Origin of the sequence: Nocardia tenerifensis NBRC 101015 (assembly GCF_000308715.1) — a bacterium.
In the GTDB taxonomy this organism is placed as follows: Bacteria; Actinomycetota; Actinomycetes; order Mycobacteriales; family Mycobacteriaceae; genus Nocardia; species Nocardia tenerifensis.
Genome location: NZ_BAGH01000418.1, coordinates 16,691 through 31,355 on the forward strand (window position 1 = coordinate 16,691; position 14,665 = coordinate 31,355).

Annotated in this window: 16 protein-coding genes; 10 read left to right on the forward strand and 6 right to left on the reverse strand. The window is 66.0% G+C overall.

The genetic code is table 11. The features are described 5' to 3' along the window. The first annotated feature begins 35 nt into the window (after window positions 1-35). Complete coding sequence (locus ON39_RS32950; RefSeq protein WP_040740038.1) at window positions 36-569, forward strand: CGNR zinc finger domain-containing protein; 534 nt, start codon at window positions 36-38, stop codon at window positions 567-569. A 38-nt stretch (window positions 570-607) separates the two neighbouring features. Here ON39_RS32950 and ON39_RS32955 read toward each other — a convergent pair whose 3' ends face one another. Further along, on the reverse strand, window positions 608-1,993 hold the full coding sequence (locus ON39_RS32955) for a glycosyltransferase family 87 protein (RefSeq protein ID WP_051187423.1): 1,386 nt from the start codon (window positions 1,991-1,993) through the stop codon (window positions 608-610). 170 nt (window positions 1,994-2,163) lie between these two features. Between ON39_RS32955 and rpsF the strand changes: the two genes are divergently transcribed. From rpsF to dnaB, 5 genes are all read left to right on the forward strand, one after another. Then, complete coding sequence (gene rpsF, locus ON39_RS32960; protein WP_040740039.1) at window positions 2,164-2,451, forward strand: 30S ribosomal protein S6; 288 nt, start codon at window positions 2,164-2,166, stop codon at window positions 2,449-2,451. A 90-nt stretch (window positions 2,452-2,541) separates the two neighbouring features. After that, entirely contained in the window at window positions 2,542-3,072 is a 531-nt protein-coding gene (locus ON39_RS32965) for a single-stranded DNA-binding protein (protein ID WP_040740041.1), read from the forward strand. 58 nt (window positions 3,073-3,130) lie between these two features. Then, entirely contained in the window at window positions 3,131-3,382 is a 252-nt protein-coding gene (rpsR, locus tag ON39_RS32970) for a 30S ribosomal protein S18 (RefSeq protein ID WP_040740043.1), read from the forward strand. A 17-nt stretch (window positions 3,383-3,399) separates the two neighbouring features. Beyond that, complete coding sequence (gene rplI, locus ON39_RS32975) at window positions 3,400-3,852, forward strand: 50S ribosomal protein L9 (protein WP_040740044.1); 453 nt, start codon at window positions 3,400-3,402, stop codon at window positions 3,850-3,852. A gap of 646 nt (window positions 3,853-4,498) precedes the next feature. Next, on the forward strand, window positions 4,499-7,126 hold the full coding sequence (dnaB, locus tag ON39_RS32980) for a replicative DNA helicase (protein WP_040740046.1): 2,628 nt from the start codon (window positions 4,499-4,501) through the stop codon (window positions 7,124-7,126). A 47-nt stretch (window positions 7,127-7,173) separates the two neighbouring features. Here the strand turns inward: dnaB and ON39_RS32985 are convergent, their stop codons facing one another. Further along, window positions 7,174-7,851, reverse strand: coding sequence for a DUF6461 domain-containing protein (locus tag ON39_RS32985; protein ID WP_040740106.1), 678 nt, complete (start codon window positions 7,849-7,851; stop codon window positions 7,174-7,176). A gap of 141 nt (window positions 7,852-7,992) precedes the next feature. Here ON39_RS32985 and ON39_RS47700 point away from each other — a divergent pair, with 141 nt between their 5' ends. Then, entirely contained in the window at window positions 7,993-9,063 is a 1,071-nt protein-coding gene (locus ON39_RS47700; protein WP_157195545.1) for an outer membrane protein assembly factor BamB family protein, read from the forward strand. A 159-nt stretch (window positions 9,064-9,222) separates the two neighbouring features. On the opposite strand, the gene ON39_RS32995 is transcribed toward ON39_RS47700, so the two are convergent. Both ON39_RS32995 and ON39_RS33000 read right to left on the reverse strand, forming a co-directional pair. Then, on the reverse strand, window positions 9,223-9,780 hold the full coding sequence (locus tag ON39_RS32995; protein WP_051187424.1) for a P-loop nucleotide/nucleoside kinase family protein: 558 nt from the start codon (window positions 9,778-9,780) through the stop codon (window positions 9,223-9,225). A 136-nt stretch (window positions 9,781-9,916) separates the two neighbouring features. Beyond that, a complete protein-coding gene (locus ON39_RS33000) occupies window positions 9,917-10,333 on the reverse strand; it encodes a VOC family protein (protein ID WP_040740050.1) in 417 nt (138 codons plus the stop codon). Between the two features lie 154 nt (window positions 10,334-10,487). Here ON39_RS33000 and ON39_RS33005 point away from each other — a divergent pair, with 154 nt between their 5' ends. Together ON39_RS33005 and ON39_RS33010 are read left to right on the forward strand one after the other, a co-directional pair. Beyond that, window positions 10,488-10,994 (forward strand): VOC family protein, encoded by a 507-nt coding sequence (locus ON39_RS33005; protein ID WP_040740052.1) that lies wholly within the window; start codon window positions 10,488-10,490, stop codon window positions 10,992-10,994. A gap of 44 nt (window positions 10,995-11,038) precedes the next feature. Next, a complete protein-coding gene (locus ON39_RS33010) occupies window positions 11,039-11,845 on the forward strand; it encodes a MerR family transcriptional regulator (RefSeq protein ID WP_040740108.1) in 807 nt (268 codons plus the stop codon). A gap of 12 nt (window positions 11,846-11,857) precedes the next feature. On the opposite strand, the gene ON39_RS33015 is transcribed toward ON39_RS33010, so the two are convergent. Next, window positions 11,858-12,421, reverse strand: coding sequence for a TetR/AcrR family transcriptional regulator (locus ON39_RS33015; RefSeq protein WP_040740054.1), 564 nt, complete (start codon window positions 12,419-12,421; stop codon window positions 11,858-11,860). An 81-nt stretch (window positions 12,422-12,502) separates the two neighbouring features. Here ON39_RS33015 and ON39_RS33020 point away from each other — a divergent pair, with 81 nt between their 5' ends. Further along, window positions 12,503-13,432: an NADP-dependent oxidoreductase gene (locus tag ON39_RS33020; protein WP_040740055.1), complete on the forward strand. Its 930-nt coding sequence runs from the start codon at window positions 12,503-12,505 to the stop codon at window positions 13,430-13,432. Window positions 13,433-13,464: 32 nt separating this feature from the next. Here the strand turns inward: ON39_RS33020 and ON39_RS33025 are convergent, their stop codons facing one another. Continuing rightward, a complete protein-coding gene (locus ON39_RS33025; RefSeq protein ID WP_040740057.1) occupies window positions 13,465-14,598 on the reverse strand; it encodes an FAD-dependent oxidoreductase in 1,134 nt (377 codons plus the stop codon). Window positions 14,599-14,665: the final 67 nt, after the last annotated feature.

A 14,665-nucleotide genomic window follows, 5' to 3' on the forward strand; every position in this document is an offset into this window, starting at 1 on the left:
GACACATAACCTGTCAAGGTGGTTACTATGAGGAGGTGTTCACCTTCGTCAGCGGCAACCTCGCCTTGGATTTCGCGGGCACGATCAAGGCCCGCACCGGCTCCTTCGACGACGCCCTCGGCCGCCCCGCGGACCTCGCCGAGTGGTTCGTCGCCGCCGAACTGCTCGACCGCGCGCCCGACTGCGACGCCGGCACCCTCGACCGGGCCGTGCGCCTGCGCGAGGCCGCGTACCGCATGGCGATCGCCGTGTCGCACGGCGAACCGCTCGCCGACGCCGACCGCCGCATCGTCAACGACTGCGCGAAAGGCGAACTCCCCGCGATATCCCTGCGCGCCGACGGCACCATCACCCGCACCGGCACCCCGGCCGCCGCGCTCACCGCGATCGCCCGCGCGGCGATCGAGCTCCTCGGCAGCTCGGCCTCGATCAAAGAATGCGGTCGAGCGGAGTGCACCCGCCTTTACGTCGACGCCTCCCGGGGCGGCACCCGCCGCTGGTGCGACATGACCATCTGCGGCAATCGCGTCAAGAGCGCGGCCTTCCGCGCCCGGCACACCGCCGACTGAGCGACGCGTTCGGTGGACATCGCGCGGCCGGCCATCGACTACCCGACCGGAATCAACTCTCCCGGCGCGAATCTCGGCACCGGCGGCGGCACCGGCCGAAACCCACGCGGCCTCGCCCGCAGGAACAGGAAGAACAGCACGACCAGCAGCACCGCCCGGCCCCACACCCCGAACTGGACGACCTTCTCCATCTGCTCCCACGGCCGCCCCGTGCCGAGCGCGTAGAAGTAGCGGAACACGCCGATCCCCAGCGCCGCGTCGGCGACCAGGTACGCGCCGATCGCCGCCCACGGCACCTCGAGCAGTACCAGGAACGGCACCAGCCACAGCGTGTACTGCGGCGAATGCACCTTGTGGAACAGCAGGAATCCACAGAGCATCGCGCCGCTCACCCCGACCCACGGGAACACGCCCCGCGCCTGGTATCGCCGCCACCCCAGCCACATGGCCAGCGCGAACGCGATCAGCACCAGCGTCGGCGAGGCCACCGACACCACCTGCTGGAACAGCGCCTCGCTCTGCGCGTCCGCACCGAACAGCGGCCGAAGTCCCCAGTACCAGATGGAATTCGTGGTGATATCGGCCTGCCGCAACTGCTGGAAGGTGATCGAGGCGCGCCAGCCCTCGTACCCGGCCAGGGCGAACGGCAGGTTCACCACGACCACCGTGCCGATGGCCGCGCCCGCCGTCATCAGCGCGCCGCGCACGTCGAGGCGTCGCTCGTCGCGCTCACGTTCGACGCCGCCGGTGAGCACGTACGCCAGCAGCGGCAGCACGAAGATCCCCGGATAGAGCTTCAGGCAGAAGCCGAGGCCCAGCAGGATCGCGGCCAGAATTCCCCTGGTGCGCAATGAGTATCGAGTCAGCGTGGCGACCACGTAGACCGCGGCGACCGCCGTGCACACCACCGGCAGTTCCCAGTTGTGGAAGGCGTAGAGCACCAGCGGCGGCCCCGCCGCCCACAGCAGCGCCGCGCGGCCCGCGAGCCGGGCCAGCATCCAGGCGGTCAGCAGCGCGAACGGCGCGAGCAGCAGCGCGGAGTGCCGCAGGAACTCGGCGTCGTTGTCCGCGCCGAGCGCGCCCAGCCACATCAAAACGCCGCTGAGCACCGGGTATTCGACCGCACCGCCGACCAGCGTGCCGTCGTGGGTGATACCGCCCTGGACGTACGGGAAGACGTGCTCGTTGATGTCGCGGCCCAACCACAGGAACTGGATATCGGAGTAGCAGACGTCCGAATCCTTCGCGATATCGAACACCACGCTGCGGCCGTCCGCGGTGAACGGCGCGCCCGCACACCGCGCCTTGTTCACATACCCCAGCGCGAGCGTTAGCCCGCACAACACCACCACCACCGCCGCGAACGCCGCGCGACGAGTCACGCGACGCGCGATCAGGTCGCGGCTGGCGAGTCCGGTCGGCATGTGGACCACACTAAGCGGCGAGATACGCCGCCGTCCGCGTTCCCTCGCCGATGGGATCGATTTCAGAGGTCAAGGGGTGTTCGGGTAGCCTGGTCGGGTTGCTGACGCGACGACCCTCCTGCCACGGAGAGCCCGTGGCCGTTTCCTAGTCCACAGGAGGTGATTGGTCCGTGCGTCATTATGAAGTGATGGTCATTCTCGATCCCAGTCTGGACGAGCGCACCGTTGGTCCGTCTCTCGAGACGATGCTCAACGTGGTTCGTACCGATGGCGGCAAGGTCGACAAGGTCGACATCTGGGGCCGCCGCAGGCTCGCCTACGAGATCGCCAAGCAGGCCGAGGGCATCTACGCGGTGGTCGATCTGACCGCGGAGCCCGCGACCGTGAGCGAGCTCGACCGCCAGCTCGGGCTGAACGAGTCGGTGCTGCGCACCAAGGTTCTGCGCCACGACAAGTAGTCCGCCCAACCCTCGATTGCGTCGGTAGCTGTCTCTAGGCTCTACCGCAAATACCGAGATTGCGGACTGCACCCGAGCAGGAGGAACCACATGGCAGGCGACACGGTCATCACCGTCATCGGAAACTTGACGGCCGACCCCGAGCTTCGATTCACGCCCGCGGGAGCGGCGGTGGCGAATTTCACCGTCGCGTCGACACCCCGTGTGTTCGATCGCAATTCGAACGAATGGAAAGACGGCGAGGCGCTGTTCCTGCGCTGCAACATCTGGCGCGAGGCCGCGGAAAATGTCGCCGAAAGCCTGACCAGGGGTTCCCGCGTCATCGTCAGCGGACGGCTCAAGCAGCGCTCCTACGAAACCCGCGAGGGTGAGAAGCGCACGGTCGTCGAGCTCGAGGTCGATGAGGTCGGTCCCTCGCTGCGCTACGCCACCGCGAAGGTCAACAAGACCAGCCGCGGCGGCGGTGGCGGCGGTGGCTTCGGGTCCGGCGGCGGCAGCGCCCCGACCGGCTCCGGTGGTGGCGGCGGTCGTTCCGGCGGCGCCGAGGACGACCCGTGGGGCAGTGCGCCCGCGGCAGGCTCCTTCGGGGGCGGCCGCATGGATGACGAACCGCCGTTCTGACAACGGCTCTCATAGGCCCACCCAGCGTGGACCATCAATGATTACGGAGTAAAAGACCATGCCTAAAGCGCCCGCGCGCGAAAAGGTGCTCAAGAAGAAGGCTTGCGCGTTCTGCAAAGAGGCCAAGTCCGGACTCGTCAACATCGACTACAAGGACACGGCGCTGCTGCGTAAGTACGTCAGCGATCGCGGCAAGATCCGTGCCCGCCGCGTCACCGGCAACTGCGTGCAGCACCAGCGTGACATCGCGGTTGCCGTCAAGAACTCGCGTGAGGTGGCCCTGCTTCCTTACGTGTCGACGGCTCGCTGAGTAAGGGAGGCACGCAAATGAAGTTGATTCTGACCGCTGACGTGGACAACCTCGGTGGGCCCGGCGACACCGTCGAGGTCAAAGACGGCTACGGCCGTAATTTCCTGCTGCCCCGCGGGCTGGCCATCGTGGCCAGCCGCGGCGCCGAGAAGCAGGTCGCGGGCATCCGCCGGGCGCAGGACGCGCGCCGCGTGCGCGACCTGGATCACGCCAACGAACTGAAGCAGGCCATCGAGAACCTCGAGTCGGTCTCGCTCTCGGTCAAGACGGCCGGCACCGGCAAGCTGTTCGGCTCGGTGACCCAGGCGGACGTCGCCGCGGCCATCAAGTCGGCGGGCGGCCCCGTGGTCGACAAGCGCAGCATCGAGCTGCCCAAGTCGCACATCAAGTCGACCGGCAAGCACGGCGTCGTGGTGCACCTGCACCCGGACGTGGTGGCAAAGTTCGACCTCACGGTCGCTGCCAGCTGATATAGCACCATCTCGGAGGCCACTCCCGTGTTCGGCACGGGGGTGGTCTTCGACTGTGCGATGCTGCCCACGTTTTCCGATAACTGACTATTTGCCCCTCGGGCGGCACTGCCATCCGGAAGCTTCTCGGCAAATCCTCGCTGGTCACAGGGCTCCCACGGGCGAGCCTGTGGATTATTCGGAAAACCGACCGGTGGCAATGTGATACAGCTCATAGCTGCCACACTCGTCGTTAACCCAACACGCCCGGCTGTTCAACTTGCCCGACACGCCGCGACTTTATTCATCCACACCTGGATAGATCGAGAAATCGAGATCTATCTGCGGGTTTCTACGGGATGACCTGGGTTTTCCCCAAGTAGTACACAGGGGGTGCACATCGTTGGGTGAACAGTCCCCAACTTATCCACAGGTGTGTACACAAAGCGGTTTGGCGACCGTCTCCCGGTCGCCTAGGTTCATCCCTACGCCGAAGTAGGAGTGGCCCGAACGGCCGGAAATCGCGGATACCGCAACGGTAGCTGGAACTCGCAGGTGGCACCGGTCATCGCGCGAGCGACCGCCGCCACGCCGCAAGGGTCATGTCGGATCCCGCAAGTCATCAATAGGGTGAGCCCGTTAGGTGGAGAGAGGACGGTCGAGTCACATGGCAGTCGTCGATGACCGCGGGCACGCGAGCTTCCCGCCCGAACCGCCCGGCGAGGATTTCGGGCGCCAGCCTCCGCACGACATGGCGGCCGAGCAGTCCGTGCTCGGCGGCATGCTGCTGAGCAAGGACGCCATCGCCGACGTCATCGAGGTCATGCGCCCCGGCGACTTCTATCGCCCCGCCCACCAGCTCATCTACGACACCATCCTCGACCTCTACGGTCGCGGCGAACCCGCCGACCCCGTCACCGTCTCGGCCGGCCTCGACCGCCGCGGCGAGCTCAAACGCATCGGCGGCCCGCCCTACCTCGTCACCCTCACCCAGACCGTCCCCACCGCGGCCAACGCCAGCTACTACGCCGAGATCGTCGCCGAGAAGGCCATCCTGCGCCGCCTCGTCGAGGCAGGCACCCGCATCGTCCAGTACGGCTACGCCGGCGCCGACGGCCAGGACATCGCCGAGGTCGTCGACCGCGCCCAGGCCGAGGTCTACGAGGTCACCGAGCGCCGCACCACCGAAGACTTCCTCCCCCTAGAGGAACTCCTCCAGCCCACCATGGACGAGATCGACTCCATCGCCAGCCGCGGCGGCATCTCCCTCGGCGTCCCCACCGGCTTCACCGAACTGGACGAACTAACCAACGGCCTCCACCCAGGCCAAATGATCATCGTCGCCGCTCGACCCGGTGTCGGTAAGGCGCTCGCCCTCGACACCCCGCTGCCGACCCCGACCGGCTGGACCACCATGGGTGAGGTCCGCGTCGGCGACGAACTGCTCGGCGCGGACGGCCGCCCCACGCGCGTGGTCGCCGCCACCGATGTCCTCCTGGACCGCCCGTGCTACGAGGTCGAATTCTCCGATGGCACAGTGCTCGTCGCGGACGAGGAACACCAGTGGCTCACCGAGACTCGCGCGTCCCGACGGTCCGCGCAGCAGGCGGTCTCCGGTCGGCACCGCAACCAGCGCACCTTCGCCGAGGTTCGCACCACCGGCGACATCGCGCGCACGCTGCGCTGCGAGACGGCCGATCGTCGACTCAACCACTCCGTCGTCAACGCTCAGCCGCTGCAGTTGCCGGCGCGCGACCTGCTCGTGCCGCCGTACACCCTCGGTGCCTGGCTCGGAGACGGTAGTTCCGCCGCCGCGCAACTCACTTCGGCAGACCCAGAGATCGTCGCTCGGATCGAGGGGGAAGGGGTGATGGCGGTTCCGTCGCGGTCCGCGAAACTGCGCTATCACCTGCGGCTACCCGCCGACGCGCCGGTCGCGCCGCGCGAATGTGTGGTGTGCGGAGCGGAATTCACTCCGTTCACCAGCGAGGTTCGTACCTGCGGCCGCTCGTGCGGCGGCAAGGCGCGTTTCCATTCCGCGCCGGTCGCGGCCCCCACCTGCGCGCACTGCGGAGGCCCCTCGATCGGGCTGCGGTTGTGCCAGTCCTGCCGAAACACCGTGGGTAGCGTGCAGGCTCGACTGCGGGCCATGGGCGTGCTGGGCGACAAGCACATTCCGGAGCACTATCTCCGGTCCGCCGAGGCACAGCGCCGTGCTCTGCTCGCCGGACTGCTGGATACCGATGGCACGGTTACCCACGGTGGTTCGGTCCAGTTCAGCGTCACCAATGAGCGGTTGTTCCGGGACGTCGCGGAGCTTGTTGTCAGTCTCGGATATCGCTGCCATGTCTCGACGAAGCGCGTACGTGGCCGGTCCGAGAGTTCGTCGACCGCATATACCTTGACATTCGTGACCGATGACGAAGTATTCGGCCTGTATCGAAAGGCGCTGCTGCACAAGGAGCGTCGAGCGTCCCACAATACGATTCGATCCGGTTCGCGATACATCGTCGACGTCCGCCGCATCGACAGCGTGCCCGTCCGCTGCGTGGAGGTCGACAACGCCGACCATCTCTACCTGGCCGGGCGATCGATGATACCGACGCACAACTCCACGCTCGGCATGGATTTCATGCGTAGCTGCTCGATCAAGCATGGGTTGGCGAGCGTTATTTTCTCGTTGGAGATGAGTCGCACGGAGATTGTGATGCGTCTGCTTTCGGCGGAGGCGAAGATCAAGCTTGGTGATATGCGTGCGGGGCGGATGAGCGACGATGATTGGACGAAACTCGCGCGGCGGATGAGCGAGATCAGTGAGGCGCCGCTGTTCGTCGATGATTCACCGAACCTCACCATGATGGAGATCCGAGCGAAGGCGCGGCGGTTGAAGCAGCGCCACGACCTGAAACTCGTTGTGGTCGACTACCTTCAGCTGATGACCTCCGGCAAGAAGGTCGAATCCCGCCAGCAGGAAGTCTCGGATTTCTCCCGAAACCTGAAACTGCTCGCCAAGGAACTAGAGGTTCCGGTGATCGCCATCAGCCAGCTGAACCGCGGCCCCGAACAACGAACCGACAAGCGCCCCATGGTCTCCGACCTCCGCGAATCCGGCTCCCTCGAGCAGGACGCCGACATGGTCATCCTCCTGCACCGCCCCGACGCCTTCGAACGCGACGACCCCCGCGGCGGCGAGGCCGACCTCATCGTCGGCAAACACCGAAACGGCCCCACCGCCACCATCACCGTCGCCCACCAACTCCACCTCAGCCGTTTCGTAGACATGGCCCGCGGTTAACGCGGCTGTAGGGTCTCAGAACACTCGTCGCTGCGGCTACTGGACGATCACCTGTACGCGACGGGTCCGACGAGCATCGCGCGATCGAGGATTTCCGGGATGAATCGCACTTGGGTGAGCTTCGCGGCCAAAGCGAAAGCATTCGGTAGGGCAGAGACGTAGTCGCTCTCGTATCTCTCGTCCTCGTCCTCCCAGTCGTATTCGTCGTCGCGATCGTTCTCGTCGTCCAGCGAGTCCACGGCCATGCCGAGTTCCCGCATGAACCCGTTGAGCCGGTCAGGCTCGGAGCCGTATCGAAGGTGGGGGCAGTGCAAGGGGTGGTAGGCCGTGACAATCGTGCCGTCGATCGCGTACCCGAGGCTGTCCTCGGCGTAGCCGTGCCGAGTGATGGCCAATACCTCACAATCACGCGACAATTCGGCCAGGACATCGTGGAGCGTGGCCATCCACCCGATCGGCTCGATGGCCACGCTCCACTCACCGACCTGCAAGACACCCACGGTGCCTCCCCCGTACCCTCCGCCGGTTTTGATAGAGAACTCGGTGGCCTGGTCCATGAGCCCGACGAAGTCCGATTCCTGGCCGTGATCCTCGCCGCGGCTGAAGCGGCGCACCACCTCCGACGGGTCGAGCCCGCGGAAGAAGGCCACGGTGAAGATATCGTCCAGCAGGGAGTCACCGTCGTGGAGCCACCGGAATGGGGCCAACGGGTCGGAAGACGTCATAGCGTGCATGATGGCAGGTGGTACCGACAACTCGTTTCTTCCTTAGCCAGAGGACAATTCGAGATCCGCGCGATGATCTCCGCCAGTTGCGGTCCTTGACAGAAGGATTCGGGTTGGCGGGTGCGGCGGCGTCGAGAGCGGGTGAGCCATAAAGTATTCGCGGAAGTGATTTTCGTCTGGTGGACTGGCTGGGTGTTCTGTCAGACGCTGTGGGAGCGGCAGCTACATCAACGGGGCTGTATCAAGGCAGTGGCACTGACACCCGAATCGGTCGTCGTCCATGAGCGCAACACGCGGCTCGTCAGCTTGGACCGACCCACGGGCTCGCTTCGTTGGGACGTTTCCGTCGGCAGATGGCCCCGCGCGGTCCACGTGACCGGCGATCGGTGCCTGGTCATCGCCCAAAACACTCACCAATTGTCCTGTCTGAACGTGCGGACAGGAGCACTGCTCTGGAATACCGCCATCCCTCCGGCGACGGGTCACCTGGTGACCACGGCGGATACTGTGCTCGCTGGTGGCTGGCGAAACTATTCTCCGCTCATGGCGTTTGATCTCGAGACGGGAGCACGCCGCTGGGAAACGACCGACTGCGTCGACACCGTGCTGCCCGCCCTCGTCGGTGACGGCGTGCTGATCGGAGTGCCGGGCGACACGGTGATTCGATTGATCCGTCCAGGTGATGGCGAGGAACTATCACGCTGGCGATTGCCGGAGCCACTGATCAGCTGCGATGACCAGCCAGCCTTCACCCCGATCGGACCCGATCGCTTCCTCGCGCGGTGCGGGCCGAGGTCGGTGGTCGATATACGACTGTCATCCGCCATCGTGCGCGAGTTCGTCCGTGCTGAGGCCGACCTCGCCGCAACGGCAGTCGAGTACAACGCCGGCATGCTGTGGCTGCGTGAACTTCGCGGCGGTTACCTCGCCGTCGACCCGGTCGACGGCCGTGTGTTGTGGCGGGTGAATGTCCGCGAGGCGCTGGTTGATCATGTGGCTATGACGAGGGCTGGGCTCGTAGTGGCCACGCACACCGGAGCGTTGCTCCGCTTGGACTCCGTGGGACAGGTGCTAGAGCGCACCGCCGTGGCCAGAAGGATTTCTGCGTTACGTACCGCGGGACCGAGCGAGCTGCTCGTTCAAACCAAGGGAACCTTGCTTGCCGCAGAGGTGCTGGATCTCAACCAGACCGAAGAAATGCCATCGAACTGAGGTAAGCGCTGCTGGCCACGGCGTGAGACAACTGGAAACCGCCAGGTCAATCGGCTGGCGGCTGCCGCGAATTTGAGACCCTACAGCAGCAGCTTGGAGGGGATCGCAGGCCTAGCGTTGTCCAGCATCCGTATGTCTCATGAGACGGCGTGGAGGGCATTACGGAGAGCTGGTCAGCCGGTGCTCGTTGCTGACGGGGCCGGCGGTGAGGTGGATTTGGCCGGCGAGGTGTGAGCAGTCGACTGGGCCGGTGGTGTCGACGGCCAGCGTGGGTATGAGTCCCAGTGGCGCGGCTTGCGCGGCCCAGGTGTCCCAGTCCTCGGCGAGCCGCTGGTGGTCTTCGTAGAGGGCGGGACGGTTTCTGCCTGCATAACGAGCCCTGGCGATTTCGGCGGGGACGTCGCACCAGATCTCGATCGCGCGCGAGGCTCCGCTTTTCCGGATTCCGGTGCGGGCCAAGTACAGGTCACGTGGCTTGAACCACCATGAGTCGATGACGACGGTGCCCGGAATTGCCTGCGCGAGGGCCCATACCGTGTCCATCGCGATCCCGCCGAGTGCGCGCAGGTCAGTGGCATCATCGAGGCAGGTCGCAAGGGCTTCCTTGACGGTGTCCTTCGATAGGAACTGGGCGTTCAACGACCGGGCCAACGCCCGGCCCAATGTCGACTTGCCCGAGCCGGGAAGTCCGTTGACCAGCACCAGGAATTTGTCCATCGAATCATCATGATGAAGTGCTTGGTGAAGTCATGCGGTAGTCGTCGAATCGTCGGTGCGGTGGAATTCTTAACCGAGGAGCGTGTTCTCGTGGCGATGGTGGTCGCTGCCCGACCGTGGATTCGAGGGGCTCGGTTCACGGCGCCGATTGTTCTGGGTAAACGGCGATCTCGATCAGGTTTCCGTCCAGATCGCGGCAGTAGTGCGACACCATGTCGCCCAGCGCTCCGGTCTTGGGCACCGGGCCCTTCGTGATTTCCACACCACACGCCAGCAGGTGCGCCCGGACGTCATCGGGCGATGCGGTGGTGATGAAGCACAGGTCTGCTGAGCCCGCCGCTTCGACAGCACCGGTCTCCCAATCCGGATCGTCCTGCGAAGCTCCCAGGGGTCGTAGATTGATCTTCTGGTTGCCGAACGCCAAAGCCGTCCGGCCGGCCGGACCGAATTTTTCGGCTCGCATTCCGAGAACCTTCGTGTACCAGTTCGCGGTCGCCTCGACATCACGGCAATTGATTACGATGTGATCGAACCGTACGATCTCGAATCCCATTGGTACACAGTACCTTTCGCTTCTGCACGACATATCCGCATGGCTGCGACACATCGGCAACGATGATTTCGCCCCTACAGCATCGGCTGCGGTGCTAGTGACGGGCGGCACAGGGCCTTGACCCTGACGTAGCGTGAGGCTCGAGGCTGTTGGCATGACCGAGACTTTCCCTGCATTCAGTATCAGTCCTGTTCCCGCGCCTGGCGTCGGCGCTGTGCCGCCGGAGCTTTTTCGGGGGATCTACGGCATGCCGATGTATGCCACGGTGCCGACTTCGGATCTGGCTGCGTCGGCGGAGTTCTGGATTCGTGGGCTGGGGTTCTTCGATCTGTTCTCGGTTCCCGGGCAGATCACTCATCTGCGGCGGTGGGCGTTTCAGGATGTTCTGCTGGTGCCGGCGGAGCGTGCCGCTGAGGCGACGGCATTGAGTGTGGGCTTTTCGTGTGTGTTGAGTCAGATCGACGAGATTGCCGCCGCCTGTGCGGAGTTGGTGCCGGGGTGTACGTCGGGGCCGCGCGAAATGCCTTGGAATACGGTGGAGTTGGAGGTGAGGACGCCGGACGATACTCGGGTGATCATGACGGCGGCGCGGCCGCACGATCCTAAGAGTGTCGAGGCCGAGTTTCTTCGGTCCATAGGAATCGAAGCGCCTGAACGATGAGCATGGCGGCGGTGTCGCATCGCAGCGCTGCCAGACTGGGCGGTATGACGAAGCGAGCTGCGGCGGACGCCGGTCTCACCGTCGGTGTCGCTGCGACGCGCACGGGCGTGACGATCCGGACACTGCATCACTGGGATGCGATCGGGTTGGTCCGTCCGTCCGGGCGCACCGACTCCGGGTACCGCCTCTACACGGCTGCGGACCTCGCCCGTATTCATCGGGTGCTGATCTACCGTGAGCTCGGCGTACCGCTCGATGACATCAAGACGTTGCTGGAGGCGCCGGCGGGCGATGCGATGGCCTCGCTGCGTGAGCAGCGTGATCAGCTGCGAGAGCGTGCGGATCGCATGCACCGAATGGCCGGAGCCCTGGACCGTTTGATCGAGGCCAGGGAGAGCGGGATTCTGCTGTCGGCCGAGGAGCAGGTCGAGATCTTCGGTCGGGACTGGCAACCCTCCTGGGTGGAGGAGGCGCGGGATCAGTGGGGTGACACCGTTCAGTGGGCGCAGTACGCCGAACGCGCCGCCGGTAGGACGGCCGAGCACTGGCAGCAGATCGCCGCCGGTGTCGAGGCGCTGAACGCGGAGTTGGCCGCGGCCTGCCGCGCGGCGGTGGCGCCCGGCAGCGACCAGGCCAACGCGCTGGCGGAGCGGCATCGGGCATCGATCGGCGCCTACTTCGACTGCACCCATTCGATGCACGTCTGTCTAGGGCGCAGGTACGTCACGGATCCGGGATTCGCCGCTTTCTACGACGACCTCGCGCCCGGCCTGGCCACGTGGCTCCGCGACATCATCGACGCCAATGCTCGCGTCCACGGCATCGACCCGGAATCGGCGACCTGGAACTGACACCCACGTGGGTCAGCACCGGGCGCTGGCCTTGTGCACTTCGGTGAGGGCTCGGCGCGCGAGTGCACCGAAGTCGTCGGCCGACTCGATCCAGCGCTCATAGGCGATTTTCCAGGCGAGCGCGCCCAGTTGCGCCGCCACGCGCGCGGTCAGGGCGGGAACGCCGCGGCGCTCGAGTGCGTCGACCATCGCCGCGGTGAGAGCGAGTTCTTTCAATGCCTCACGTTCGCGCAGTTCCGAATGGGCGGCCAGGACTGCCTGCCGCCGAGCACTGAACTCGCGCCGATCGGGTGTGAAGGCTTCGCGCCCGATCGCCTCCAGGGCGTGCGCCACTGTTTCGACAGGTCCGGCGCCGGCGGGCGCGGCGGCGATCCCCTCGATGAGTAGTGCGGTCATCGTGCCGCCGCCGAAGAGAACCTCCCGCTTGTCCGGGAAGTACCGGAAGAAGGTGCTTTTCGTGAGCCCGGCGCGTTGGGCGATCTCGATCACCGTCGTGCGCTCGTAGCCCTGCTCCTCGAACAGGTCGAGGGCGGCGGCGGCGAGTCGCTGTGCGGCGTTGGGTTGCCAGCGGGCCATGACACACAGAGTACGGGACTTGGTCCCATCATCGGGTGTACGGTGATGAGACCAAGTCCCATCACTTCATCGGAGGCAGTCATGAGTCGAGCGGTCATCTACGACACATTCGGGGGTCCGGAGGTCCTGGAGTTGCGGGAGGTTCCGCAACCACATGCCGGGCCGCGCGCGGTCCGCGTCCGCGTCACGGCCGCCGGCCTGAATCCCATGGATTGGGGTATCGCCGCGCGACCCGAGCTAGCGGCGCAGTTCGGTATCGCCCTGCCGTCCGGCTTCGGTTATGACTTCGCCGGCGTAGTCGACGAAATCGGCAGTGACGCCGAGGGTTTCGCGGTGGGTGACCGCGTATACGGTGGCGCTATGGGTAGAGCCGTCGCCGATTTCGTTGTAGTCGAAACACCGCCGTCCGCGGCCGAAATGCTCTGGCACACACCGGAAGGCATCAGCGATGAGGTGGCGGCCACGCTCCCGGTGGCCGGCATGACCGCCGCCGCGGCGCTGGCGGCGGTCGAACTGCGGTCCGGCGACACCATTCTGATCGGCGGGGCCGCGGGCGGAGTGGGGGTGTTCGCCGTACAGCTCGCGAAACTGGCGGGCGCCACAGTAATAGGGACGGCTTCGCCGAGCACATTCGAATTCCTGCGCCGGTTCGGCGTCGAGCCCGTGGCCTACGGACCCGGGTTGGCGGACCGCGTGCGCGCACTGGCACCCGAAGGAGTGACCGCGGCGACCGATCTGTTCGGCACCGAAACGGCCGAGGCCGCAAGGGCTCTCGGCGTATCGCCCGAGCGGATCTCCACCGTCGCCGCCGGTCCCAACCCGCCCGGCGGCGTGCGCGCAACCGGTGGCTTCGATGCGGCCCCGGAGTCCATGGCGCGGATCACCGACTCGATCCTCGCCGGCAGGATCACCGTGCCGATCGCCGCGACGTTCCCGATCGAGGAGATCCGCGAGGCCGTGACACTGCAGGCCGACCGCCACGTCCACGGCAAAATCGTGATCACGCTTTGACCCGTACGCTACGAAACTTGCTGCGCGAGCGGTTAGGTGGCCGCGTTCGCTCGGCGCCGGTCCGGCTGGAAGAACTCGAGCATTCTTCGGCTGGCGTCGGGGGATGTCAGTAGTTCTTGTACCGCAGTGGACTGTTGGGCGGCGGCGGTGGTTCTTTCGAACATTTCGCGTTCGTATTCTTCGATGGCCGAGGCGTAGTCGTCGGGGTGGGCGGCCAGGGCGAGGGCCAGTTGGGCGCCGTCGAGTAGGGCCATGTTGGCGCCTTCGCCTACCGGCGGCATGAGGTGGGCGGCGTCGCCGAGCAGGGTGACGGTCGGGTTCGAGGGCCAGGTCAGGCCGGCGGGGAGGGCGGTGAGCGCGCGGGGCACGATGGTGTCGTCGCTGGCGGCGATGAGGGCGGTGAAGCGGGCGTCCCAGCCGTCGAACAGTTCGATGAGTCGCGCTCGGGCGGCGGCTGGGTCGTCGAAGGGAATCCCCTTGGTGGCGAACCAGTCCCCCGGGGTGTTGTAGAAGCTGAGGCCGATGCGGACTCGGCCGTCGCCGTTGCGCTGAGCCGCCAGGGATTGCCCGTTGCCGAGTACCCAGTAGTTGCCGCGCCCGACCATGGCGGCGAGGTCGGGGTAAGTGCGGTCGATGTCGGAGATGCTGAGTTCGATGATGTTCTGGCCGATGTGCGCGGGTCGGGCGTCGGTGAGGAGCGCGCGGACTCGCGAGTTCGCGCCGTCGGCGCCGACCAGCAGGTCGTAGCTCGCACTGCCGCCGTCGGTGAAGCGCAGCACGCCGTTGTCGGCGGACTCGAATGCATGACCCCAGCGCACCGTGTGTTCGGGGAGGGAGTTCAGAAGCAGGTCGCGCAGATCGGCGCGGTCCACCTCGGGCCGCGCGAGCGGGGCGTCCTCGGGGGTGTCCTCCTGGAGCAACAGGGTGCCGTCCGGCTCGAGTAGCCGCATGTCCTGACCTTCGCGCCGGGCGATCAGGAAGAACTGGTCGATCAGACCGGCCTCGCGCAGCGCCTGCTGCCCGGAGTGGATGTCGAGCATGCCGCCCTGCCCGCGGGCACGACGTGACGATTCTCGTTCGTACACAACGGCTTCGATGCCGTGCACGTGCAGCACGCGAGCGAGGGCCAAGCCGCCCAGGCCGGCTCCGACGATAGCGATGGTCATGGCTTCTCCTCGATTCACTGCATCTGCCGATACACTGTATCAGCGACTACGGTGTATTGTCAGTGCC